This is a genomic window from Paenibacillus melissococcoides (genome assembly GCA_944800085.1).
Taxonomy (GTDB): domain Bacteria; phylum Bacillota; class Bacilli; order Paenibacillales; family Paenibacillaceae; genus Paenibacillus_B; species Paenibacillus_B melissococcoides.
In genome coordinates, this window is sequence record CALYLO010000001.1 from 1,186,369 (window position 1) to 1,210,252 (window position 23,884).

General features: G+C 56.0%; 21 protein-coding genes. 20 read left to right on the forward strand and 1 reads right to left on the reverse strand.

Annotated elements, in window-relative coordinates; genetic code table 11:
- Positions 1-74 precede the first annotated feature (74 nt).
- The 15 genes from rimO (at position 75) to OCY70_RS05465 (ending at position 16,224) form a co-directional block, all read left to right on the forward strand.
- Complete coding sequence (gene rimO / locus OCY70_RS05395; RefSeq protein ID WP_213426581.1) at positions 75-1,403, forward strand: 30S ribosomal protein S12 methylthiotransferase RimO; 1,329 nt, start codon at positions 75-77, stop codon at positions 1,401-1,403.
- On the forward strand, positions 1,400-1,978 hold the full coding sequence (gene pgsA, locus OCY70_RS05400) for a CDP-diacylglycerol--glycerol-3-phosphate 3-phosphatidyltransferase (protein WP_168181034.1): 579 nt from the start codon (positions 1,400-1,402) through the stop codon (positions 1,976-1,978). The genes rimO and pgsA overlap by 4 nt, the downstream gene beginning before the upstream one ends.
- 129 nt (positions 1,979-2,107) lie before the next feature.
- Positions 2,108-3,364 (forward strand): competence/damage-inducible protein A, encoded by a 1,257-nt coding sequence (locus tag OCY70_RS05405; protein ID WP_213426582.1) that lies wholly within the window; start codon positions 2,108-2,110, stop codon positions 3,362-3,364.
- A gap of 2 nt (positions 3,365-3,366) precedes the next feature.
- Positions 3,367-3,573 (forward strand): hypothetical protein, encoded by a 207-nt coding sequence (locus OCY70_RS05410; protein ID WP_261944713.1) that lies wholly within the window; start codon positions 3,367-3,369, stop codon positions 3,571-3,573.
- A 34-nt stretch (positions 3,574-3,607) separates the two neighbouring features.
- Entirely contained in the window at positions 3,608-4,666 is a 1,059-nt protein-coding gene (recA, locus tag OCY70_RS05415; RefSeq protein WP_197257068.1) for a recombinase RecA, read from the forward strand.
- A gap of 156 nt (positions 4,667-4,822) precedes the next feature.
- Positions 4,823-5,485: a regulatory protein RecX gene (locus tag OCY70_RS05420; protein ID WP_213426583.1), complete on the forward strand. Its 663-nt coding sequence runs from the start codon at positions 4,823-4,825 to the stop codon at positions 5,483-5,485.
- 326 nt (positions 5,486-5,811) lie between these two features.
- Positions 5,812-7,359: a ribonuclease Y gene (gene rny / locus OCY70_RS05425; protein ID WP_213426584.1), complete on the forward strand. Its 1,548-nt coding sequence runs from the start codon at positions 5,812-5,814 to the stop codon at positions 7,357-7,359.
- 71 nt (positions 7,360-7,430) lie between these two features.
- Positions 7,431-8,225, forward strand: coding sequence for a TIGR00282 family metallophosphoesterase (locus tag OCY70_RS05430; protein ID WP_213426585.1), 795 nt, complete (start codon positions 7,431-7,433; stop codon positions 8,223-8,225).
- Positions 8,226-8,510: 285 nt separating this feature from the next.
- Positions 8,511-8,771, forward strand: a complete 261-nt coding sequence (locus tag OCY70_RS05435) for a stage V sporulation protein S (RefSeq protein WP_006286829.1) — start codon at positions 8,511-8,513, stop codon at positions 8,769-8,771.
- A gap of 109 nt (positions 8,772-8,880) precedes the next feature.
- Entirely contained in the window at positions 8,881-9,840 is a 960-nt protein-coding gene (locus tag OCY70_RS05440) for a dipeptidase (protein ID WP_213426586.1), read from the forward strand.
- A gap of 209 nt (positions 9,841-10,049) precedes the next feature.
- The gene (locus OCY70_RS05445) at positions 10,050-11,783 is read left to right on the forward strand and encodes a 2-oxoacid:acceptor oxidoreductase subunit alpha (protein ID WP_213426587.1); all 1,734 of its coding nucleotides are present in this window, start codon (positions 10,050-10,052) and stop codon (positions 11,781-11,783) included.
- A gap of 2 nt (positions 11,784-11,785) precedes the next feature.
- The gene (locus OCY70_RS05450; protein WP_213426588.1) at positions 11,786-12,652 is read left to right on the forward strand and encodes a 2-oxoacid:ferredoxin oxidoreductase subunit beta; all 867 of its coding nucleotides are present in this window, start codon (positions 11,786-11,788) and stop codon (positions 12,650-12,652) included.
- Between the two features lie 607 nt (positions 12,653-13,259).
- Positions 13,260-13,829 carry a phosphate propanoyltransferase gene (locus tag OCY70_RS05455; protein ID WP_197257050.1) on the forward strand — a complete coding sequence of 190 codons (570 nt, stop codon included), beginning with the start codon at positions 13,260-13,262 and terminating at the stop codon, positions 13,827-13,829.
- Positions 13,830-14,096: 267 nt separating this feature from the next.
- Positions 14,097-15,650 (forward strand): tRNA (N6-isopentenyl adenosine(37)-C2)-methylthiotransferase MiaB, encoded by a 1,554-nt coding sequence (gene miaB / locus OCY70_RS05460; protein WP_213426589.1) that lies wholly within the window; start codon positions 14,097-14,099, stop codon positions 15,648-15,650.
- A gap of 157 nt (positions 15,651-15,807) precedes the next feature.
- A complete protein-coding gene (locus OCY70_RS05465) occupies positions 15,808-16,224 on the forward strand; it encodes a RicAFT regulatory complex protein RicA family protein (RefSeq protein WP_213426600.1) in 417 nt (138 codons plus the stop codon).
- Positions 16,225-16,326: 102 nt separating this feature from the next.
- On the opposite strand, the gene OCY70_RS05470 is transcribed toward OCY70_RS05465, so the two are convergent.
- Positions 16,327-17,325, reverse strand: coding sequence for an electron transfer flavoprotein subunit alpha/FixB family protein (locus OCY70_RS05470; protein WP_213426590.1), 999 nt, complete (start codon positions 17,323-17,325; stop codon positions 16,327-16,329).
- Between the two features lie 696 nt (positions 17,326-18,021).
- On the opposite strand from OCY70_RS05470, the gene OCY70_RS05475 reads away from it, so the two are divergent.
- From OCY70_RS05475 to OCY70_RS05495, 5 genes are all read left to right on the forward strand, one after another.
- Positions 18,022-19,743, forward strand: a complete 1,722-nt coding sequence (locus OCY70_RS05475; RefSeq protein WP_261948750.1) for a long-chain-fatty-acid--CoA ligase — start codon at positions 18,022-18,024, stop codon at positions 19,741-19,743.
- Positions 19,744-19,889: 146 nt separating this feature from the next.
- The gene (locus tag OCY70_RS05480; RefSeq protein WP_213426592.1) at positions 19,890-20,309 is read left to right on the forward strand and encodes a PaaI family thioesterase; all 420 of its coding nucleotides are present in this window, start codon (positions 19,890-19,892) and stop codon (positions 20,307-20,309) included.
- 88 nt (positions 20,310-20,397) lie between these two features.
- Complete coding sequence (locus tag OCY70_RS05485; protein WP_213426593.1) at positions 20,398-20,940, forward strand: cysteine hydrolase family protein; 543 nt, start codon at positions 20,398-20,400, stop codon at positions 20,938-20,940.
- Between the two features lie 57 nt (positions 20,941-20,997).
- Positions 20,998-22,506: a nicotinate phosphoribosyltransferase gene (locus OCY70_RS05490; protein WP_213426594.1), complete on the forward strand. Its 1,509-nt coding sequence runs from the start codon at positions 20,998-21,000 to the stop codon at positions 22,504-22,506.
- 404 nt (positions 22,507-22,910) lie between these two features.
- On the forward strand, positions 22,911-23,765 hold the full coding sequence (locus OCY70_RS05495) for an SMP-30/gluconolactonase/LRE family protein (RefSeq protein WP_213426595.1): 855 nt from the start codon (positions 22,911-22,913) through the stop codon (positions 23,763-23,765).
- Positions 23,766-23,884 lie beyond the last annotated feature (119 nt).

Genomic DNA, 23,884 nt, shown 5'->3' on the forward strand with positions numbered 1-23,884 from the left:
TTTCATTGCTTATTCAAGAGCCTTTTTATACGGCCTTTATTATTGCTGCTGCAGATGGGTTGGGGGATGTATACATGACAGAACAAATCAAAATCGTAACGCTGGGCTGCGACAAAAACTTGGTGGATTCCGAGATTATGTCCGGAATAATGGATCAGTACGGGCATGAACTGGTAGAGAATGCGGAGGATGCAACCGTCATTATTGTCAATACTTGCGGGTTCATCGATGCAGCGAAGGAAGAATCGGTCAATACGATTTTGGAACTGGCAGACTTGAAGGAGACCGCCCGCCTGAAGGCGCTCATCGTCTCCGGATGTCTGACGCAGCGATACAAGGAGCAATTATTGGAGGAAATGCCGGAAATCGACGGCATCGTCGGCACGGGGGACTTCCATAAAATTAACGATATCGTCGCTGAAGCGCTCCAAGGCAAGAAGCCGGTCCGCGTCGGCAATCCGGTATTCAACTATGAACAGATCTTGCCGCGCAAAGTCGCGACGCCTCGCTACACCGCTTATGTCAAAATCGCGGAGGGCTGCGATAACAATTGCACCTTCTGCAGCATTCCGATTATGCGCGGCAAATTCCGCAGCCGCTCGATGGAATCGATTCTGGCCGAGGCGAAGCAGCTTGCGGAGCAAGGCGTGAAGGAGATCAGCCTGATCGCCCAAGACTCCACCAACTACGGCGTCGATCTGTACGACGGCTTCAAGCTGCCGGAATTAATGAACAAAGTAAGCGAGGTGCCTGGCGTCGAGTGGGTTCGTCTGCATTATGCGTATCCGGGATTTTTCACGGAAGAGCTGATCGACACGATCGCCATGAATCCGAAGATCTGCAAGTATGTCGATATGCCGCTGCAGCATAGCGAAGACACGGTTCTGAAGCGGATGCGCCGGCCAGGCCGCCAGCGCGATTCCCGCGAGCTGGTTCGCAAAATCCGGGCGCGGATTCCGGAAGTGGCCCTCCGCACCTCGATTATCGTTGGTTTTCCGGGCGAGACGGACGAAGATTTTGAAAATTTGGCTTCCTTCGTGCGCGAGATGAAATTCGATCGCCTCGGCGTCTTCACTTATTCGCCGGAAGAAGGCACGGCGGCAACGCGCCTTCCGGATCATGTGCCGGATGAAGTGAAGGAATGGCGCGCGAATACCCTGATGGAGATCCAGCGCGAAGTGTCGAAGAACGTGAACGAGCGCCACATCGGCCGCACGCTGGACGTGCTGGTTGAGCGTTATGACGGCCGCAACGACGTATATATCGGACGTTCGCAGTACGATGCGCCGGAGATAGACGGTGAGGTGTTCATCTCGAACTGCAATGTTAACATCGGGGAGATCGCCAAAGTCAAAATTACGCACGCACTCGAATTTGATTTGGCCGGGGAGGGTGTCTTGTGAATCTGGCGAACAAGATCACGTTAACTCGCATATTTCTTGTGCCGATCATGATGTTCTTCTTGCTGGTGAATTTTGATTATTTGCCGCCGATTCAGATAGAAGACTTCTATATTACGTACAACCAGATTATCGCGGCCCTTATCTTCATTATTGCGGCCAGCACCGATGGCGTGGACGGGTATATCGCCCGCAAGCGCAAAATGGTGACGAATCTGGGCAAGCTGCTTGATCCGTTGGCAGACAAGCTGCTGGTAGCCGCCGTGCTCATTTCGCTGGTCGAGATGGGCAAATGCGACGCTCTGATCGCGATCGTCATCATTAGCCGCGAGTTCGCCGTCACGGGGCTTCGCCAGGTAGCTCTGCTGGAAGGAACGGTCATGGCCGCGAGCAAATGGGGGAAATGGAAAACGGCTACCCAAATTACCGCTATCGTCGCGATGCTGCTGAACAATTTTCCGTTTGTTCTCGTGGGCATTCCGTTCGACGTGATCTCTACCTGGATCGCTGCTATCATTACGATCTATTCGGGTATTGATTATTTTGTCAAAAATAAAAGTGTGCTTCATTTTTCGTAGCCTGTCTGCAGGACAATAGGCGCTTTTTCCCGTCTGGACCAGTGTGGAAAAAGGCCTATTTTTTCTTGGATGGAGCACGGTATCATTCGAAACGTGCACTTATGCTGAACAGAAAAGGGATGATGTAGGATGAACGCGGAAATCATTGCCGTTGGCACCGAGCTGCTGCTCGGCGAAATCGTAAACACGAATGCGCAGTTTATTTCGCAGCAATTGGCGCTGCTTGGCATCGATGTTTATTTTCAGACGGTGGTCGGAGATAATCCGCATCGGCTTCGCCATGTGCTGGAGACAGCGAGAACCCGCTCTCGAATCATTATTTTGACCGGCGGCCTCGGGCCGACGATGGATGATATTACGAAGGATATCGTCGCCGAACTGGCGGGACGCCGGACCTTCCTGGACGAAGCGGCGGTAGCCAAAATGGAGCAAATGTTCTCCCGCCGGGGAACGCCTATGGTGGAGAGCAACAAGCGCCAGGCGATGGTTATCGAGGGCGCCGCGATTCTGCCGAATGAGACGGGGCTTGCGCTCGGCAACGCGCTGCTGGCGGACGGCACGGCCTTCATCCTGCTGCCGGGACCGCCGCGCGAGATGAAGCCGATGTTCGAGCAGGAAGTCATTCCGTGGCTGCACGGCAGCGGACTGCTGGATGAGTCGGTGCTGCATACGCGGAAGCTCAAATTCGCGGGAATCGGCGAGTCGAAGCTGGAGGATATGCTCCGCGACCTGATTGAGGCGCAGGAGCATACGACGATCGCCACCTATGCGAAGGAAGGGGAAGTGCTGGTCCGTCTCGCGACGAAGACGGCGGATGAACAGGAAGCGGCGCAGCGTCTGGCAGAGACGGAGTCGGCCATTATAAGCCGCATCGGAGACCATCTGTTCGCGGCGGAGGATATCTCTCTGCCCGAGGCGCTGCTTCAACTGATGAGCGAACGGAAGCTTACGCTGTCGGCGGCCGAGAGCTGCACCGGCGGATTGTTCGCCGAGATGATTACGTCCGTGCCGGGAAGCTCGGAGGTGTTCCAGGGAGGCGCCGTCACCTACTCGAACGAGATGAAGGAGCGAATCCTCGGCGTTCCGCACGAGCTTCTTGAAGGGGAGCAGGCCCCTGGAGCCGTCAGCGCCGAGACGGCGAAGGCGATGGCGGAAGGAATGCAGGACATCGCGGATACCGATTTCGCGATCGCGATAACGGGCGTCGCCGGACCGGGCCATTCCGAACGGAAGCCGGTCGGCCTCGTCTATATCGCCATCGCCGAGAAGGGGAGAGACACGCAGGTCGAGGAGCTTCGCTTGACAGGAGACCGTTCGACGATTCGTCTGAGAACCGCGAATGCGGTCATGTACCGGCTGTGGGCCCGTGCCCGGCAGCATGGCTAAGCTTGACTGCTTTGGCGGAAGCCGCTACAATTGAATGGACGGAAGAACCGCAGCAAGGCGCAAGCCTTTTGTTGCGGTTTTTTTTGCGTATCGGGGGAGGAGGGGCCTTAGAACGTTCCTTTTATGGAATTTTAAGAGAAATGACACTGCGAAAAAAACGAATGTATGTTCGAAAAAAAGCTTGGCAAACGGATCGAAAGACGGTATGATAGAGGTATCAAATGGAACAAAGGAAGTGAGTGTGTGTCAGATCGCCGCGCTGCATTAGAAATGGCATTGCGCCAAATCGAGAAACAATTCGGTAAAGGTTCGATCATGAAACTTGGCGAGTCCAACCATATGCAGGTTGAGATTGTGCCGAGCGGATCGTTGGCACTTGATATAGCTCTTGGAATCGGCGGATTGCCAAGAGGACGGATTATTGAAGTATACGGACCGGAATCTTCCGGTAAGACGACGGTTGCGCTTCACGCGATTGCTGAAGTGCAGAAGGTTGGCGGACAAGCTGCGTTCATCGACGCGGAGCACGCGCTCGATCCTACATACGCGAGCAAGCTTGGCGTCAACATTGACGAGCTGCTTCTGTCCCAGCCGGATACAGGGGAGCAGGCGCTCGAGATTGCCGAAGCGCTTGTGCGCAGCGGCGCGGTGGACATTATCGTCATCGACTCCGTCGCGGCTCTCGTGCCGAAGGCGGAGATTGAAGGCGAGATGGGAGATTCCCACGTCGGTTTGCAAGCCCGCCTCATGTCCCAGGCGCTTCGCAAATTGTCCGGAGCGATCAGCAAGTCCAAGACGATCGCGATCTTCATCAACCAGCTTCGCGAGAAGGTCGGCGTCATGTTCGGGAACCCGGAGACGACGCCGGGCGGCCGCGCATTGAAGTTCTATTCCACGATCCGGCTGGATGTCCGGCGGGTGGAGACGATCAAGCAGGGCAACGACATGATCGGGAACCGGACACGCATCAAGGTCGTGAAGAACAAGGTCGCGCCTCCATTCAAGCAGGCAGACATCGATATTATGTACGGCGAAGGGATTTCCCGCGAAGGAAGCATCGTAGATATCGGCACGGAGATGGACATTATTCAGAAGAGCGGGGCCTGGTATTCGTACGAGGGCGAGCGTCTGGGCCAAGGCCGTGAGAATGCGAAGCAGTTCCTGAAGGAAAATCCGGAGATTGCTCTGACGATCGAGAACAAGGTTCGTGAAGCAAGCAATTTGTCGACGGTGGTCCGGAACCATTCCGAGCATGATGCTGAAGAGGCCGAGGATGCTCTGGAGCTGGAGCTTGAATCGTAAGCCTGTTTCTGGAACAAGCGCCTTCCTGTGAGGGCGCTTGTTTTGTCATGTCCGTGTACATAAGGATGCGGGGAACGCGAAAATCATGCGCGGATGCGGGGAAGCCAACGAATGATGGCTTTGCCGGACGATGGCGCACTTAGGAGGAGCAGACGGATGAGCAAGCAGGAACGCATCGTGACGATCATGCGGGTGGAGCAGGATCGAACCCAGCGGGGGCGCTATGTCCTGCATTTCGACAGCGGCGAGTCTCTCAACGTGCATGAGGATGTCATGATCAAGTACCGTCTTCTGAAAGGAGCGGACATCGCTATCGACGCGATTGACGATATATTGCGGGCCGATGAAGGGAACAAGGCCTATGTGCAGGCCTTGCGCCATCTGCAGCGCAAGCCGAGAACGAGGATGGAGATCATCCGCCATCTGAGCCAGAAAGGCTATGAAGAAGGAATTGTGCGGGAAGCCGTCTCGCGTCTGGAGGAAGAGCGTCTGGTGGACGATCGGGCGTACGCCGAGCAGTGGGCATACGAGCGCACGTCGATGCATGCGAAGGGCCGCCGCTTCATTGAGCAGGAGCTGAAGCAGAAGGGCGTGCCGGAGCAGCATATCGCTGCCGCCCTTACTTCTATTGATCCGGAGGAGGAGCGGGACGGGGCGCAGCGCGCTGCCGTCAAGAAATGGCGCCAGACGCAGGGCGAGCCGCATATGCGGAAGCAAAAAGTGATTGCATTCCTGCTCCGGCGCGGCTATCCGATGGATCTGGCCCGCCGCGCTGCCGAGGAGGCGGCGCAGGAAGCCAATGCGGAGGAAGAGTTCTAAGCGGGCGGCTCCGGTCAAAGATATCGCTCTTCGCCGTCATTTGCTTGACAATATCTTTTCATGAATAATAAAATGAACATGTATCTTTATTATCGCGAAATCAGTTTCCACTTCCAGAAATTGATTTCTACATGATTCATTTCGCCAATATCATGATTTCCGATTGGCCGCTTTCGGGCGGCGCACGCCTTCGCGCGTGCACTTCGCCGGCGCTCATGCGTCGGTCCATGATACGAACCTGAATTTTGTAATGAAACACGTGAACAACTGAACAAATGAAACCTGTCCCAAGCAGTGCTTGGAGCAACCAACGGGGAGGTGAGGCAATGGAGATGAACATTTGGCTCGCGCTCGCTCTCGTTGTGGCCGCATTGATCTTGGGGTTTGGAATCGGGTACCTGATTCGCAAATCGCTTGCTGAAGCGAAGATAACGAGTGCCGAGCATGCCGCAGAGCAGATTATGGACAGCGCGCGCAAGGAAGCGGAGGCACTGAAGAAGGAAACGGTGCTCGAAGCGAAGGACGACATCCATAAACTGCGCACGGAAGCGGAGAAATACATTCGCGAGCGCCGAAATGAAGTTCAACGTCTGGAAAGACGCGTTGTACAAAAAGAAGAGTCATTGGATAAAAAGCTGGAGTCGCTGGAGCGCAAAGAAGAACAAATCACGAGCAGAGAAAAGCGCATCGAAGAGACCCAGCAGCAGGTTGAACGGACGCTGCAGCAGCAAGTTGCGGAGTTGGAACGGATCTCGAATCTGACGATGGAAGATGCGCGGAGCATTATCCTGTCCAATGTGGAGCAGGAGGTACGGCACGAGACCGCGCAGATGATCAAAGATATCGAGCAGCAGGCACGCGAAGAGGCGGACAAGCGCTCACGCGAGATTATTACGCTTGCTATCCAGCGCTGCGCCGCCGATCACGTAGCAGAGACGACGGTCTCTGTCGTGGCATTGCCGAACGAAGAGATGAAGGGCCGGATTATCGGCCGCGAAGGCCGGAATATCCGTGCGCTTGAGACACTGACAGGAATCGATCTGATCATCGACGATACGCCGGAAGCGGTCATTCTGTCCGGATTCGATCCGATACGGCGGGAGATCGCGCGGACCGCCTTGGAGAAGCTGGTCGCCGACGGGCGTATCCACCCGGCTCGAATCGAGGAAATGGTGGAGAAGTCCCGCAAGGAAGTCGACGAGCGCATCCGCGAATACGGAGAGCAAGCGACGTTCGAGGTCGGAGTGCATGGCTTGCATCCGGATCTGATCAAGATTCTGGGACGTCTGAAGTTCCGTACGAGCTACGGTCAGAATGTGCTCAAGCATTCCATGGAAGTAGCATATCTCACCGGCTTGATGGCGGGAGAGCTGGGCGAAGATGTAACCTTGGCACGCCGTGCCGGGCTGTTGCATGATATCGGAAAAGCGCTGGATCACGAGGTGGAAGGATCCCACGTCGAGATTGGCGTAGAGTTGGCGAAAAAGTATAAAGAACACCCTGTAGTCATTAACAGCATCGCATCCCATCACGGGGATTGCGAAGCGACATCGGTTATCGCAATGCTGGTGGCAGCGGCGGATGCGCTGTCTGCGGCCAGACCGGGAGCGCGTCGTGAGACGCTCGAAACCTATATCAAACGGCTGGAGAAGCTGGAAGACATTTCCGAGTCGTTCGAAGGGGTGGAGAAATCGTATGCCATCCAGGCTGGACGCGAAGTTCGCGTCATGGTCCAGCCGGAAAAGATTGACGATGCGGAAGCGTACCGACTCGCTCGGGAGATTACGAAGAAAATCGAGAGCGAGCTGGACTATCCGGGTCATATCAAGGTGACGGTAATCCGCGAGACCCGTGCGGTAGAATATGCGAAATAAGCAAAAGCTATAGCGTAACTGCGAGAAGTGGCCTTCTGGGCCACTTCTCCTGATTTAAGGAGGACCCAGTCATGAAAGTCTTGTTTATCGGCGATATTGTGGGCAATACGGGACGCAAGGCCGTGAAGCAGCTGCTGCCGGAGCTCAAGCAGAAATATAACCCGCATATCATTATCGCCAATGCGGAGAACGCCGCCGGAGGTCGGGGCGTCACGGCCGCGATCGTGAAGGAGTTCCTTGATCTGGGCATTCACGGCTTTACGATGGGGAACCATACGTGGGACAACAAAGATATTTTCGAGTGGATTGACGAGGAGCCGCGGATGGCGCGTCCCGCCAACTTCCCGGAAGGAACGCCCGGCAGAGGGCATGCCGTCATCAAAGCCAACGGCAAGGAGCTTGTCATTATCAATTTGCAGGGGCGGACGTTCCTCCCGGCCATTGATTGCCCCTTCCAAAAGGCGGACGAAATTTTGGAAGGCCTCGGCAAAAAGCCGCGTGCCATTCTCGTCGATTTCCATGCCGAAGCGACATCCGAGAAGATTGCAATGGGCTGGCATCTGGACGGCCGCGCTTCGCTGGTCGTAGGGACGCATACGCATGTCCAGACGAATGACGATACGATACTTCCTAACGGCACGGCCTATTTGACCGATGTCGGCATGGTCGGTTCGCGGGAAGGCGTGCTTGGCATGGAGCGGGAAGCGGTGCTGCGCAAGTTCAGGACGCAGCTTCCGGTAAGGTTCGTCGTCGATGAAGGCAAATGGCAGTTCCACGCGCTGGTCGTTGACATTGATGAAGCGACCGGCAAAGCGACGAAGCTGGATAAAATCCGTATTCGCGAAGGCGAGTGGATGATGAGCTAGGGCAGGTTGGAACCCGGCACCGGCCATGGCGGCGAACGGGCGGGCTACGCTAACTGACCCGGTATGGGTGCCGCCGCCCGGCTATTGCGTGAACAGGAACGGATGAGCCTGGCCGCCGCCCGGCTTTTCGCATGAATAAAAACAGATCAGCCCGGTCGCTGGCCGGAAAAAGGCCGACCACCGCACCTCCTCTTCACAGGGACTGAAGATGACAGGAATTTTTGGCCCGCTTGTGAATAGATTGTAATAGTGGAGTCAACCATCATTCCCGAGGAGGTACTTTCCATGGAAGTATTAAAGGTGTCAGCTAAATCCAACCCGAATTCCGTCGCGGGCGCATTGGCAGGGGTGCTGCGTGAACGCGGAGCGGCCGAACTTCAAGCGATCGGAGCGGGCGCATTGAATCAGGCGATTAAAGCAGTTGCGATTGCACGAGGATTCGTCGCACCAAGCGGGGTTGATCTGATTTGCATTCCTGCATTCACGGATATTGTCATTGACGGCGAAGACCGTACGGCAATTAAATTAATTGTCGAGCCCAGATAAAAAACGCATACATGGAAATGACCGGGGAACCTTACTCTGCCTGTTTACGACGTAAGCAGGTTTTTTGCTTTCCATGATGGGACACGCCACGGAGAAAGGATGATGCCAAATGAACGCTCGTGTTATCGATTTTCATTGCGATGTATTGTACAAGATGCTGTATCACGGCGTTGGCCGCTTCGAGCAGGAAGAGGATTTTGATGTCACATTGCCGCGCCTGAGGCAAGGGGGAGTCGGCATGCAGGTGTTTGCGGTTTTCCTGGAGGACTCCGCGCTGGCCGGCCCGCCGAAGTTTGCTCAGGTGCTGCGTAGCATCGATCTGCTGCGCGAGCGCATCAATACGCTACCCGGTATGCGTCTCATCCGTTGGCGGGACGATCTCGATCGGTGGCAGCGGCAGCCGGACCAAATCGGAACGCTGCTGTCCCTGGAAGGCGTAGACGCGCTGGAAGGAGATTTCGTGTATCTCCGCACCGCTTACGAACTAGGGGTCCGCTTCATCGGACTGACCTGGAATCATGCCAACTGGGCGGTGGACGGAACGTTGGAGGAGCGGCAGGCCGGCTTTACTGCGCTGGGCCGAAGCCTAATTAGGGAATGCGATCGCTTGGGACTTGTCATTGACGTGTCGCATTTGAACCGGACGGCATTTTGGGAGCTGCTTGAGCTGACAGGGCGGCCGATCTTCGCCTCTCATTCCAATGCGGCGGCCGTGCTTGAGCATCCGCGCAATCTGACGGACCAGCAGATCCGGGCCATTATCGCTCGCGACGGAAGAATCGGCGTTACATTCGTGCCGCATTTCATCCATGAAGGGGACAAGGCTTCCATTGATCATTTGCTCCGCCATATCGAGCATATCGCCGCATTGGGCGGCGAGCGGCATCTAATGTTCGGATCAGACTTCGACGGCATCGACAAGAAGGTAGAGAAGTTGGAGCATGCGGGGCAGTATACGAACTTATTAAATGAACTGCATAAAAGATACAGTCCGGATTTCGTAGAGCGGATTTCTTCCGCCAATGCATTATCGTTTCTCGCGGCCCATCTTCCCGAGCGCGAGCAATAACATGGATATTCATCTCGACCGCGTATCATATCCATCGAAACTCGCTATCGTGGGGGAGGCAGAAAACGCTTGCTTTTTCAAGTACCCGGACATAGAATGAGAGTGACTCAACCATTTTCTAATATTTTACTTGTTATATTATTTGGAAAATATTTATTTCGCGGCAGTGAATATGGATGCGAGTCACTTTGCAAAAGGAGTGGGCGAGCTTGATTAGTCAATTATCTTGGAAAATCGGGGGTCAACAAGGAGAGGGTGTAGAAAGTACAGATCGTATCTTCTCAACGGCTTTGAATCGTCTAGGCTATTATCTATACGGCTATCGACACTTTTCTTCCCGAATCAAGGGTGGACATACGAATAACAAAATACGAATCAGCACAGCGCCAATCCGTGCGATATCGGATGACCTGGACATTCTCGTCGCTTTCGATCAAGAGACAATCGATCTGAACGCGCATGAATTGCGGCCGGGAGGGGTTATCGTTGCCGATGCGAAGTTCGCGCCAGTCGTGCCGGAAGGAATCGATGCACGGCTATTTGCTGTTCCATTCACCGCAATCGCGGACGAACTGGGCGCATCTTTGATGAAAAACATGGTTGCTTCCGGGGCATCCTGGGCCCTGCTTGGATTGCCGCTGGACGTGTTCAATAAGGCGTTGGAAGAAGAATTCGGGCGCAAAGGGCAGGCAGTCGTCGAGAAGAACGTCGAGGCCTCCCGCCGCGGGGCGGAATTCATCCTGGAGCAGGCCGGCGGCCCGCTGACCGAGTTCCAGCTTGAACCGGCGGACGGGAAGCAGAAGCTCTTCATGATCGGGAACGATGCGATTGGCTTGGGCGCGATCGCCGCCGGCTGCCGTTTGATGGCGGCTTATCCGATTACGCCGGCATCGGAGATTATGGAATACTTAATTAAGCGGCTGCCGAAGTTCGGCGGTACAGTCATTCAGACCGAGGACGAGATTGCCGCAGTTACGTTGGCCATCGGGGCCAATTACGGCGGAGTCCGGGCAATGACCGCATCCGCGGGACCGGGGTTGTCGCTCAAAGCGGAAGCGATCGGGCTGGCCGGCATGACGGAGACGCCGGTCGTCATCGTCAATACGCAGCGCGGCGGTCCGAGCACCGGCCTGCCGACGAAGCAGGAGCAGAGCGACCTGAATGCGATGGTCTACGGCACCCATGGCGAGATTCCGAAGATCGTCATGGCGCCGAGCTCTATCGAAGAGTGCTTCTACGATACGATCGAGGCATTTAACCTCGCGGAAAAATACCAATGCCCGGTCATCGTCATGACCGATCTGCAGCTATCGCTGGGCAAACAGTCATGCGAGCTGCTCGATTACGACCGCATCGTCATCGATCGCGGCAAGCTGACATCCGATCTGCCGCCTCTGGAGCCGCACGGCCAATTCAAACGTTACGAATGGACGGAGGACGGCATCTCCCCGCGCGTTATCCCTGGGGAGAAGGGCGGTCTGCATCATGTGACCGGCGTAGAGCACAATGAGGTTGGGCGCCCGTCCGAGAGCGCGGCGAACCGGAAGAAGATGATGGATAAACGGCTGCGGAAGATCAAGGGCCTGCAAATAACAAATGCGATACATGCGGATACGCCGCACGAGGAACCGGATCTGCTGTTCGTCGGCATGGGCTCTATCGGCGGAACGATAGACGAGGCGCGCCGCAGACTGGAAGCGGAAGGAATCAAGACGAACCATATCACCGTTCGGCAGATTCACCCGTTCCCGACGGAGCTGCTTAAGCCGCATGCGGAGCAGGCCCGTCAAGTGGTCGTCATCGAGAACAACGCTACCGGACAATTGGCGGATCAGATTCAACTGCATGTCGGCTTCAGAGAGAAGCTGCGCCGCGTGAACAAATACGACGGCACTCCGTTCCTGCCGTCCGAATTGTACAATCATAGCAAGGAGCTGGTCTAAGAATGGCTACGTTTAAAGAATTCCGCAACAATGTGAAGCCGAACTGGTGCCCGGGCTGCGGTGATTTCTCGATACAGGCGGCCATTCAACGGGCGGCAGCCAATGTCGGACTTGAGCCGGAGCAGTTGGCGGTCGTATCCGGAATTGGCTGCTCGGGCAGAATTTCCGGTTACATTAACGCGTACGGCTTCCACGGCATCCACGGGCGCGCCCTGCCGATTGCGCAGGGGTTGAAGCTGGCGAACCGGGATCTGACCGTTATCGCCTCCGGGGGAGACGGCGACGGCTTCGCGATCGGGATGGGGCACACGGTCCACGCCATTCGCCGGAACGTCAATATTACGTACATCGTGATGGACAACCAGATTTACGGTCTGACGAAGGGACAGACCTCTCCGCGAAGCGCCGTCGGCTTCAAGACGAAGAGCACTCCGGAAGGCGCGATCGAATCAACCTTGTCGCCGCTGGAGATTGCGCTCGCGTCCGGAGCGACATTCGTCGCGCAGTCTTTCTCGAGCGATCTGAAGCAGTTGACCGCACTGATCGAAGCAGGCATACAGCACGAAGGCTTTTCGCTTATCAACGTGTTCAGCCCGTGCGTGACGTTCAACAAAATCAACACGTACGACTGGTTCAAGGAGCACATCATTAATCTTGACACCGTCGAGAATTATGACCCGTCGAACCGCGTGATGGCGATGACGAAGCTGATGGAGACCGGCGGTATGATAACGGGACTGATCTATCAGGATGCTTCCCGCCGCTCCTACGAGAATCTCGTCCCGGGCTTCCGGGAAGAGCCGCTCGCCCATCAAGATTTGCGGATAACGCCTGAGCAATTTGACCAATTGGTAGCGGAATTCAAATAACCAATCCCATTAAGGCATGCGTCGAATGCGCGTGCCTTATTTTATGAATATAAGAAAAGATGACCCGCCATCGCTGCCCCTGGAACTCGGCAACTCCTCCATCTTCATTCTTATACTCGCTATCCCATAGGAGCAGGAAAGTTGCAATAAAGTGAAAGTTCACCAAATGTTCAGTATCGAGGTCGTAAAGGGAATGAGAGTCCAGTCTGCGTTCTTATGCTTGCTATCCCAATGGGGCAGGAAAGTCGCCAGAAAAGCGGTAACTACATAATGACCAGACAAGTGTCACCCATATTGGCTCGAATCTCCCTGACGGTATGGGATATTGAGCAAAAGGCAGGGTACACGCCTGAGAGTATGGGATATTGAACAAAAGGTGGTGTAGACGCCGCCTGACCGCATGGGATATTAAGCAAAAGGCCGGCGTACGCCGATAGGGAACTACGCGTGTTCGCTAGGTACTCCTTACTCCTCTGCGCGTATGCTGTTGGAGTTGCAAGAAGGGGAGAAGGGGGTTAGGGCGAAAAGTCGACTTTTTGCGCGGGCGGGAGTATAATATGGAGTGGTACAAGATAGAGAGATCACAACAACGTGAGGTGGATGAGAAATGAAAACTGTACCCGTCGGCGTATCAGGACGTCATATTCATTTAACACAGCAAGATATTGAGACTCTGTTCGGAGCAGGCTATCAACTGACCGAGTTCAAGCCGCTGTCCCAGCCAGGGCAATTCGCGGCCAATGAGACGGTTGAAGTTATCGGTCCGAAAGGTTCGTTCAAGAAGGTCCGCATTTTGGGCCCTGCGCGCCCGGCTTCCCAATTGGAAGTGTCGCGCACGGACGCGTTTACGCTCGGAGTCAACCCGCCAGTCCGGGAATCGGGCAATATCGAAGGGACGCCAGGTATTCAAATTAAAGGGCCTGCAGGTGAAGTAGAACTGAAGCAAGGGGTTATTGTGGCGGCCCGCCATATTCACTTCCATACTTCGGATGCCGAGAAGTGGGGTATTCAGGACAAAGCGAAGCTTCGGGTTCGCGTTGGAGGAGAGCGCGGCGTTATCTTTGAAAATGTGATTGCGCGCGTCCATGACAATTTCGCCTTGGACATGCATATTGATACGGATGAAGCGAATGCAGCCGGAGTAAAGAATGGAGACACGGCTGAAATCGTTGATTAATAGAAGCGGGAACGTCGAATGCAGCTGCTCGGTAGGGCGGCTGCATTTTTGCTGTGTTCCTTTCTCGGATGCCGACCATTAGCAAGGGCAAGGCACTACCTTGTGCGTAAGAGCGTTCGGTTCTGCTTGGACGCCGTCAGAAGTTTTTCTTGGCTTGGCTCCGCACGCGGAATAATGATATAATTTGTTGTAATGCTTTTTTTGGAATAGACATCAATCATTCACCGCAAACCTATGACATTACGATATGAAGGAGTGACCGACATCATGAGCAAAGAGTCGAAGGATTACTCCAAATATTTTGATTTCTCGAACGCAAAAGTGATTTCGGAGGATGAACACGGTAAGCGCATTCGTATCAATGGTCGCGAAATCAACATTATTTCGGAGCCTAATCAACGAGCAGAGAAGCAGCGGGGGAAGCAGGACATCGTTGTCCATTATGAAGAGGCGGTTCCCGCAGAGCTGCAGCAGTTAGGTACTGGCAAGCATTATCTCATCTATACGTTTGGATGCCAGATGAACGAGCATGACTCCGAGACGATGAGCGGGCTGCTCGAACAGATGGGATACCGGAAGACGGAAGATCGCCAGATGGCGGACATCATTCTTCTCAATACATGTGCGATCCGGGAAAATGCCGAGGATAAGGTGTTCGGCGAGCTGGGCCATCTGAAGACGCTCAAGCTCGAGCGGCCGGGTCTGCTGCTTGGGGTATGCGGCTGCATGTCCCAGGAAGAAACCGTGGTCAACCGGATTATGCAGAAGCATCCGTTCGTCGATCTCGTCTTCGGAACGCATAATATTCACCGCCTGCCTTATCTGGTCCGCGATGCTCTGTTCAACAAAGAGATGGTTATCGAAGTATGGTCGAAGGAAGGAGACATCATCGAGAACCTGCCGAAGAAGCGGGAAGGGATGCGCGCCTGGGTGAATATCATGTATGGCTGCGACAAGTTCTGCACCTATTGCATCGTGCCTTATACGCGCGGCAAGGAGCGGAGCCGTCTTCCGGAGGATGTTATCGCGGAAGTGCGCGAGCTGGCGCGGCAAGGCTTCAAGGAGATTACGCTGCTCGGGCAAAATGTCAACGCCTACGGCAAAGACTTCACGGACCGAAAATATTCGTTCGGCGATCTGATGGATGATATCCGCAAAATCGATATCCCACGCGTCCGCTTCACGACATCTCATCCGCGCGATTTCGATGATCGGCTCGTGGAAGTGCTCGCGAAGCGCGGCAATCTGGTGGAGCATATCCATCTGCCGGTGCAGTCGGGCAGCAGCGAGATATTGAAAAAGATGAGCCGGAAGTATGATCGCGCCCGCTTCCTCGAGCTGGCTGGCAAGATTAAGCAGGCGATTCCGGATGTCGTGCTGACGACGGACATTATCGTCGGGTTCCCGGGCGAGACCGACGAGCAGTTCGAGGAGACGATGAGCTTGGTGAAGGAGGTCCAATTCGATTCCGCCTTTACCTTCATCTACTCGCCGCGCGAGGGCACGCCTGCCGCTCAGATGGAAGATAATGTTCCAGTCGAGGTGAAGAAAGCGCGCCTCCACCGTCTGAACGAACTGATGACGGATCTGAGCCGCAAGAGCAATGAGAAGCTGATCGGCACGACCGTTGAGGTGCTGGTGGAAGGCGTAAGCAAAAACAACGCCAATATTTTGTCCGGCCGCACGCGCACGAACAAGCTGGTTCATTTTCCAGGTTCGGAAGAGCTGATCGGCCGCTTCGTTCACGTGCGCATCGACGATGCCCTGTCCTACTATATCAAGGGCGAAATGGTGCCGGAGCCGGTGCAAATCAGCTCCTAGCCGGCGTGAGCTTTCGGCATGATCCGGCGCGGAGGCGCGACGCGGGTGACGCGGAAGCCCTGCACCTTATTTTGCAACAATACGATAATCCAGATGGGAGAGGTTCGCATTGACGCAACATTCACATGATTCGTCCAAGGTTTCACCGTGCAGCAGCATGCCTTCCTATAATACGCGTGATCTGCTGGTCCGCGACGATATTATGGCGAAGGCGAAGCAGCTCGCCAAGATGATTTGCACGACGGATGAAGTCATTCATTACCAAAAGGCGGAAAAGCTTGTCCAGAGGCATGAGCGGGTGCAGGAGCTTATCTCGGCCATGAAGAAGAAGCAGAAGGAAATTGTCGCCTTCGAGTCGTTCCAGAATCAGGCCATGGTGGACAAAATCGAGAAGGAAATCGAAGAGCTGCAGCAGGAGCTCGACAATATTCCGCTCGTCGTGGAATTCCAGCAGAGCCAGACCGATGTGAACTACTTGCTGCAACTCGTTATGTCCGTCATTCGGGATACGGTGGCCGAGAAGATTGATGTCGAGGCGGCGACCCCGGAAGACCCGGAGACGTGCAGCGATTAAGCTGAGAACGAAGCGATATGATAGATAGAGCCGAAGCGGGCTTCCGTCCCTGATTTTACAAGGGAAGGAAGCCTGTTTGTTTATGATCGGGGGAGGGGCTTATTAGGAGAGCAGCTTGCGGAATTCGGCGGTAAGCAGCGGGACGATCTCGAACAGATCGCCGATGATTCCGTAATCCGCCACTTGAAAAATCGGGGCTTCCGGATCGGTATTAATCGCAACGATAACGCGCGATTGATTTATGCCGGCCAAATGCTGAATCGACCCGCTGATGCCGCAGGCAAAATAGACCTCCGGGGTCACCACCTTGCCGGTCTGCCCGATCTGCAGCGCATAATCGCAATAGCCGGCGTCGCAGGCGCCGCGGCTGGCGCCGACCGCTCCGTTCAGGACGAGAGCGAGCTGCTGCAGCGGCTTGAACCCGTCCGCGCTCTTCACGCCGCGGCCGCCGGAGACGATGATTTTCGCCTTTGTCAGATCGATGGAGCCGATCATTTTCGTGGCGACATCCCGCACGATAGAGCGCAGCGTAGGCGGAGGATCGGGGAGGAAGCGGCGTTCCGGCACGGCTGCCGTACCCGGAAGCAGCGCTCCCGCCTGCCCGCCCGGCGGGAAAATGTTGGGCCGGATGGTGAGAACCCAGCACCTCGATGCTTGGGTGAACCGCTTCGTCTCGAACGCCTTGCCGGCATAAATCGGTCGATGGAAGGCGAAACCGTCCTCATACGCTTCGATAGAAATAACGTCGGAGATTTGACCGGACTGCAAATGGCAGGCCAGCATCGGGGCCAGTTCCCGGCCCATCGCCGTGTGCCCGAGCAGGACGATATCGGGCTGCTCCTGATCGGCGAAGGTGCGGGCAGCGGCAAAATACGTTTCTGCCTCATAATATTGATATCGATCATTGTCCGCCGCAACGATCGCGTGGATGCCGGGAAGTGACAGCGCGTCTACGGCCTTCCCGATGGCATATCCGATAACCAGCACGATGACGCGATCCTCAACTTTCGCCATTTGCGCGACAGCACCAAGCGCTTCCCATGTCACTTGTCTCACTTGATTGCCGCGCATTTCCGCGATAACGGCAAATGTGCGTCCCATGCGGACTCACTCCTTTCGTTCATTCTGTTCATCATTTCAATATAATGGCAGCTAGCTGATGCCGGACAGTACGCAATGCTTTATGCATTCACTTTCTCCCTTGGCAGGCGGATTACCTGCCGCTTATTCCGGCAGCAAGGATGCGAGCCGGAAGAATGCGCTTATTTATAAGGCCGCCGAGCCTAATATTTGCCATTGAACTCCTTCTTCCGACTGCTCTCCGCCTTGAATGACGATGTTCTCTTTCCCTATCGAATGTCTGCTTGATCAGGACAAACATGTTCATGGACTCACCTCAGTGTCGGATCGCTGCTATCCATCATATGGCTCGGACGTGAAAGTTATTGCAATTTTTCGGCGCGCAAGGGGAGGCAGCCATGTCAATTTACCATCGGTCTACATAGGCCTGGCATTGCATTTTTTAAGCCCGAAAGACATATCCATCAAGCAGGAGGAACACAAAGCGAAATTCTGGTTTCAGCGTTCATTTTCAGCGATGGCAATCGGGACGGAAATGAGGAGAAGAAGCTTTGAACAAGGGAGGAAACGGACTTTTATGGCAGAGTCAGGGAGGCAAATACAGGCTGCGGACGAAGCGCAATATCGCCGCTCGGGTCATCGAGAGCGAACGATCCACCGTCGTCGAGCCGGGCACCGCAAACGAGATGAATCCCGCAAGAAGAAGGGGAGGGTGTCATGCATGTCGTAGAGAACGGCGAACGCCCCTGGGTTCGCCATTACCCTGAAGAAGTGGCACCGGCTGCCGATTATCCGAAGCACAATGTGGCGCAATTGCTGATTCAAGCGGCCGTTCAGTATCCGAACCGGACAGCCGTCCATTTTATGGGGGCGAACCTGTCGTATCAGCAGCTGCTGGACGCAGCCTATCGCTTCGCGAACGGCCTGCACGCCCTCGGCATCAAATCCGGGGATCGGGTGGCGCTGATGCTGCCGAACTGCCCGCACATGGTCATCGCCTATTACGGGAGCCTGCTGGCCGGCGCCGTGGTCGTCATGACCAATCCGCTCTATATGGAGGGAGAGTTGATCCACCAGCTCAATGATGTTGGGGCGAAGGTGATCGTTACCCTCGATATGCTGCTCCCGCGTGTCAGGCAGGTCAAGCGGAGCACGCCGCTGACGTATCTGATTTGCGGCTCGCTGCGCGACTATTTGCCGCTCCCGCTACGGTTCTTGTATCCGCTGAAGGCGAAGAAGGAGGGCCATTCGCTACATATCCCGAATGAGCCTGGCCTTTTCCGCTTCAAATCATGGCTGAAAAGCAGTACGCCCCAGCCTGTGCTCTGTCCGGTCGATGCGGAGAATGACATCGCGATGCTGCAATATACGGGCGGCACGACAGGCACGGCCAAAGGCGTCATGCTGACGCATTACAATCTCGTCGCGAACACGGTTCAGACCGCGAATTGGTGCTACAAGGCGAACAGGGGAGAGGAGAGGTTCCTGGCGGTGCTCCCTTGCTTCCATGTGTTCGGATTGACCGTGCTGCTCAATCAGGCGATGCATCTGGCAGGGGAGCTCGTCCTGCTGCCCCGGTTCGATACGCTGCAGGTGTTGGCCGCGATTCAGAAGAAGAAGATCACGGTTTTTCCCGGCGCCCCTACGATGTATATTGCCATCAACCACCATAAGGAAGTACAGCGCTTCGACCTGTCCTCCGTCAAAGTGTGCGTGAGCGGATCGGCGGCTCTGCCGTTGGAGGTGCAGGAGCGGTTCGAGGCGCTGACAGGCGGCCGCCTGATCGAAGGCTACGGGCTGACGGAGGCTTCGCCGGTCACGCATGCGAACCCGATCTGGGGACTGCGCAAGACCGGGACGATCGGAATCCCGTTCCCGGACACGGACGCGAAAGTGGTCCACCCCGAGCCGCTTCCGCCCGGAGAGATTGGAGAGCTGGCGGTGAAGGGGCCGCAGGTGATGAAGGGCTATTGGAACCGGCCGGAGGATACGGCAGCCGTCCTGAAGGATGGATGGCTTTTGACCGGGGACATGGCGAAGATGGATGAAGACGGTTACTTCATGATCGTCGATCGGAAAAAAGACATGATCAACGCCAGCGGCTTCAAAGTATATCCGCGCGACGTGGAGGAAATGCTGTTCGAGCATCCCGCCGTGAAGGAGGCTGTCGTCATCGGGGTGCCGGATCCGTACCGCGGGGAGACCGTGAAGGCGTTCATCGTCCGGGCGGAAGGGGCCGGGACGACGGCAGAGGAGCTGGAAGCGTGGTGCCGGGAGCGGCTTGCCGCCTACAAAGTTCCGCGGCTGTATGAGTTCCGCGAGGAGCTGCCGAAGACGATGGTCGGCAAAGTGCTGCGCCGCCGGCTGGCGGAAGACGAGAGGCAGCGGCAGGCCGGGGGCGGCCAGGCGGAACCGCCCGGATCCGGCAAGCAGGAGTAGCGCGGCGTTCGGCTGACGTGCCGGTTCAGGGGGAGCCGGCCCGTCCGGCGGACGCGGCCGGGCCGCGCTTTCCGCATGCGCCAGATGGCTGGCCGCGCAGGATCAACCGGGCCTAGGACATTTTTTTAGCGAGAGGAGCAAGGCCGATGAGCGGAACGGGCGGGGACGCGATGCAGCGCTGGGCAAAGCTGGAGGAGCTGGCCGCGACGTCATTCTGGGGCTATCTGGGCTGTGAGCTGGTCCGCGTCGGCGAACGGGAAACGATTGTGCGGCTGCAGGCACGGGAGCGCCATTTGAATATGACGGGAACCGTCCATGGCGGGGTGCTTGCCTCTCTGTTGGATAGTACGATGGGCATTGCCGCGGCGGCGAACCGGCCCGATGATCAGGTCGTCACGACCAATTTGAACGTTCATTACGTTCATCCGCTGCGGGCGGGCCTGCTGGAAGTCCGGGCTCACGTCGTTCATTCCACGAACCGGATGATGACGGTATACGGGAGCGTAACGGGGGAAGACGGCCGATTAGGGACGATTGGAACGGGTTCCTTCCGGGTCAAAGGGTAATTGGCGAGTTGAACATTTGACATCAATTTGTCATAATGACGATAAGCTTATCATTACCCTTACTGGGCTGGAGAGGAGACGATTCGCCATGAAAGCGTTAGTCGTCATTGATTACACGCATGATTTTGTCATCGGCCGGCTTCCGTGCGGACAGCCGGCTATTGACATTGAACGCCGGATTGCGGAGCTGACCGAGCAATTCGCCGCCCAAGGCGAATTCGTGGTCATGGCCGTGGACGTTCACGACGAGCAGGACCCGTATCATCCGGAGACCGCGCTGTTCCCGCCGCACAATATTCGCGGGACGGAAGGCCGTGAGCTCTATGGCGCGCTGCGGGAGGTGCATGAACGCCATGCCTCGGCGATATACTGGATGGACAAAACCCGGTACAGCTCCTTTTGCGGCACCGATCTCGACATGCGGCTGCGGGCGCGCGGGGTGAAGGAAGTCCACCTGGTTGGGGTTTGCACGGATATTTGCGTGCTGCATACGGCGATTGAAGCGTATAATCTCGGTTATCGCATCGTCGTGCATGAGGATGCGGTCGCTTCATTCAATGCCGACGCGCATCGCTGGGCGCTGGAGCATGTCCGCAATACGCTGGGCGCGCAAGTCGTCAGCGGATATTGATGGATCAGCGGCTTCAGCCGAGGAAAGGCAAAGGACGTCAGAAAGAAGGATGAATACATGAATGCATCAATGGCATTGCATACCGACAAATATCAGATCAATATGATGTATGCGCATTGGAAGCATGGCACGCACAATCAGAAAACGGTGTTCGAAGCGTTTTTCCGGAAGCTGCCCTTCCATAACGGGTACGCCGTGTTCGCCGGCCTGGAGCGGATTATCGAGTATATGGAACAGCTCCGCTTCACGGAGGAGGACATCGCGTATTTGCGCGAACAGGAGGAGGAGTACGAGGAAGCGTTTCTGCAGGAGCTGCGCAACTTCCGCTTCACCGGCAACATCGATGCGGCGCGGGAAGGAACGCTCGTGTTCGCGAATGAACCGCTTATTCGCGTGGAAGGGCGCATCTTCGAGACGCAGCTGATCGAGACGGCACTACTTAATTTCATGAATTTCCAGACCTTGATCGCGACGAAGGCATCCCGGATCAAGTATGTGGCAGGCAATGACATTTTGATGGAATTCGGAACGAGACGGGCGCAGGAAGCGGATGCCGCCCTCTGGGGAGCGCGGGCCGCTTATTTGGCGGGCTTCCATGCGACCTCCAACATGCTGGCGGGCCGCCGCTTCGGGATCCCGACGAAGGGAACGCACGCGCATGCCTGGGTGCAGAGCTTCGAGAACGAGCAGGAGGCGTTCCAGGCATTCGCCGAGGCGCTCCCGAACCAGGTGACGCTGCTGGTGGACACCTATGATACACTGCACAGCGGCATTCCGAACGCGATCCAGATCGGCAAGGAATTGGAGAAGCGAGGCAAGAAGCTGCAGGCGATCCGCCTCGACAGCGGCGATTTGGCCTATTTGTCGATCGAAGCCCGCCGGATGCTGGATGAGGCCGGCTTGAACGAGGTTCAGATCGTCGCTTCCAACGATTTGGACGAGTACACGATCTCGGATCTGAAGCTGCAGGGCGCGCGCATAGATATGTGGGGCGTGGGCACGCAGCTGATTACCGCCGCGGATCAGCCGTCTCTCGGCGGGGTGTACAAGCTGGTATCCCGCGAGGTCGACGGGGTGATGCAGCCAACGATCAAAATCTCGGCCAATCCGGAAAAAGTGACGACGCCGGGCAAGAAGGACGTTTATCGCATCATCCATAAGAAAAAGAAAAAAGCGATCGCCGATTACATCTGCCTTACGGAAGAGGATGACGTCGAGCGCCGCGTCAAGATCAAGCTGTTCGATCCGATACATCCATATCTCCATAAATATGTCGAGCATTACGACGCCGAGAAGCTGCTGCATCCGATCTACCGGGACGGGAAGCTGGTGTATGAACGGCCGCCGCTGGACGAGATTCGCGAATATCACCGCGAGCAGCTGCAGTTGTTCTGGCCGGAATACTTGCGCAAGACGAATCCGGAGCGCTACCATGTCGACATCAGCACGAAGGCATGGCAGCTGAAGCATGACATGATCGAGTCTTACGTACAGGAGCAAGAGCAGTGGACGCGTATTTTGCGGGAGAACGGGGACGACGGCGCCAACGGCCATTCAGGCGAATAGAAGGCCGAAGCGGCAATGTGAAGCCTGCTGGGAGCCTGCCCCGGAGTGCTTGCCTGGAGGTTTCGGTACCTCTTTCCATAGCCGCCTGTGAATTCGCTTCGGTTGGCCGATAAGGTGATGAAATTCACATGCAAAAGCGGGAAGCTAGCGTGTTCCGGGATGTCATGAATGGCATGAGAACCGATAGCGTTACAATCCTATTTTTCGATAGCGTAACAATGTATTTATACTGGATTAGCGTAACAACTCTGTGGTAATTCCTCGGGGAAAAGGTTTGTATTATCGATAATGCAGCATCAGGCAACGACAGTGGAACTCAAATCAGCGGACGGGATGTTCGATAGAGACCGACGAGACAGCGCAGACAGCCGAACTTCTCTCGTCCGGAACGGGGAGAGAGGACGATGAGTGTGAAGGACCTGGGGCGAGGACGGCGCAGCGAGCAGTTCACCCCGCCGAACGGATTTACCGGCGGCGTCGAGGGGCCGGCCTGCGACAAGGATGGCAATCTGTATGCCGTGAATTACGAACGGGAGGGGACGATCGGAAAGGTTACGCCGGAAGGCGTCAGCAGCGTTTTTCTGGAGCTCCCGGAAGGAAGCATTGCGAACGGGATCCGGTTCAATCGGGCCGGCGATATGTTCATGGCCGATTATACAAGGCACCGCATTTACCGCTATTCCTGGCAAGAGCGGCGGCTGGACGTGCTGGCGGAGGAGCCGGCGATGAATCAGCCGAATGACATCGCGATCTCATCGCGGGATGTTCTGTTCGCCAGCGATCCGAACTGGGCAGACGACACCGGGCAGCTGTGGCGGATCGATCCCGACGGGAAGACGACCCGCCTGGAAGCGGGAATGGGAACGACGAACGGAATCGAGGTCAGCCCCGACGACCGTCTGCTGTATGTGAACGAGTCGGTGCAGCGCCGGATCTGGGTCTATGATCTGGCGGGGGACGGGAACGTATCCAATAAGCGCTTATTCCATGAGTTCCCGGATTACGGTCTTGACGGCATGCGCTGCGATGTCGAGGGATATCTGTACGTAACCCGGTTCGGCAAAGGAACCGTAGTCATCTTGTCGCCGGCAGGAGAATTGGTCGAAGAGGTTCAACTGCTGGGCAAGGAGTGCACGAACCTGACGTTCGGGGGCGAGGACGGGCGGACCGTATATGTCACGATCAAGGATAAGGGCAATATCGAACGCTTCGTTGCCGATCGTCCCGGCCGCTGCCGCAGATTGTTCGGGCTTGTCTAGCAGCCGTTGGGCGGGGCGGCGCCGTGCTGTTAGACCGGACCGTGCCCGGACAACCAGGGGAGAATAAGAAGCCAAGCGAATAAACGGCAAAGAGGCGCCACGGGTCGTGGGGCCTCTTC

Excerpts from the sequence above, each read along its gene's own strand:
- rimO (WP_213426581.1), top strand. The coding sequence starts at position 75 with ATGACAGAACAAATCAAAATCGTAACGCTGGGCTGCGACAAAAACTTG.
- OCY70_RS05405 (WP_213426582.1), top strand. The coding sequence starts at position 2,108 with ATGAACGCGGAAATCATTGCCGTTGGCACCGAGCTGCTGCTCGGCGAA.
- OCY70_RS05420 (WP_213426583.1), top strand. The coding sequence starts at position 4,823 with ATGAGCAAGCAGGAACGCATCGTGACGATCATGCGGGTGGAGCAGGAT.
- rny (WP_213426584.1), top strand. The coding sequence starts at position 5,812 with ATGGAGATGAACATTTGGCTCGCGCTCGCTCTCGTTGTGGCCGCATTG.
- OCY70_RS05430 (WP_213426585.1), top strand. The coding sequence starts at position 7,431 with ATGAAAGTCTTGTTTATCGGCGATATTGTGGGCAATACGGGACGCAAG.
- OCY70_RS05435 (WP_006286829.1), top strand. The coding sequence starts at position 8,511 with ATGGAAGTATTAAAGGTGTCAGCTAAATCCAACCCGAATTCCGTCGCG.
- OCY70_RS05440 (WP_213426586.1), top strand. The coding sequence starts at position 8,881 with ATGAACGCTCGTGTTATCGATTTTCATTGCGATGTATTGTACAAGATG.
- OCY70_RS05450 (WP_213426588.1), top strand. The coding sequence starts at position 11,786 with ATGGCTACGTTTAAAGAATTCCGCAACAATGTGAAGCCGAACTGGTGC.
- OCY70_RS05455 (WP_197257050.1), top strand. The coding sequence starts at position 13,260 with ATGAAAACTGTACCCGTCGGCGTATCAGGACGTCATATTCATTTAACA.
- miaB (WP_213426589.1), top strand. The coding sequence starts at position 14,097 with ATGAGCAAAGAGTCGAAGGATTACTCCAAATATTTTGATTTCTCGAAC.
- OCY70_RS05465 (WP_213426600.1), top strand. The coding sequence starts at position 15,808 with ATGCCTTCCTATAATACGCGTGATCTGCTGGTCCGCGACGATATTATG.
- OCY70_RS05470 (WP_213426590.1), bottom strand. The coding sequence starts at position 17,325 with ATGGGACGCACATTTGCCGTTATCGCGGAAATGCGCGGCAATCAAGTG.
- OCY70_RS05475 (WP_261948750.1), top strand. The coding sequence starts at position 18,022 with ATGCATGTCGTAGAGAACGGCGAACGCCCCTGGGTTCGCCATTACCCT.
- OCY70_RS05480 (WP_213426592.1), top strand. The coding sequence starts at position 19,890 with ATGAGCGGAACGGGCGGGGACGCGATGCAGCGCTGGGCAAAGCTGGAG.
- OCY70_RS05485 (WP_213426593.1), top strand. The coding sequence starts at position 20,398 with ATGAAAGCGTTAGTCGTCATTGATTACACGCATGATTTTGTCATCGGC.
- OCY70_RS05490 (WP_213426594.1), top strand. The coding sequence starts at position 20,998 with ATGAATGCATCAATGGCATTGCATACCGACAAATATCAGATCAATATG.
- OCY70_RS05495 (WP_213426595.1), top strand. The coding sequence starts at position 22,911 with ATGAGTGTGAAGGACCTGGGGCGAGGACGGCGCAGCGAGCAGTTCACC.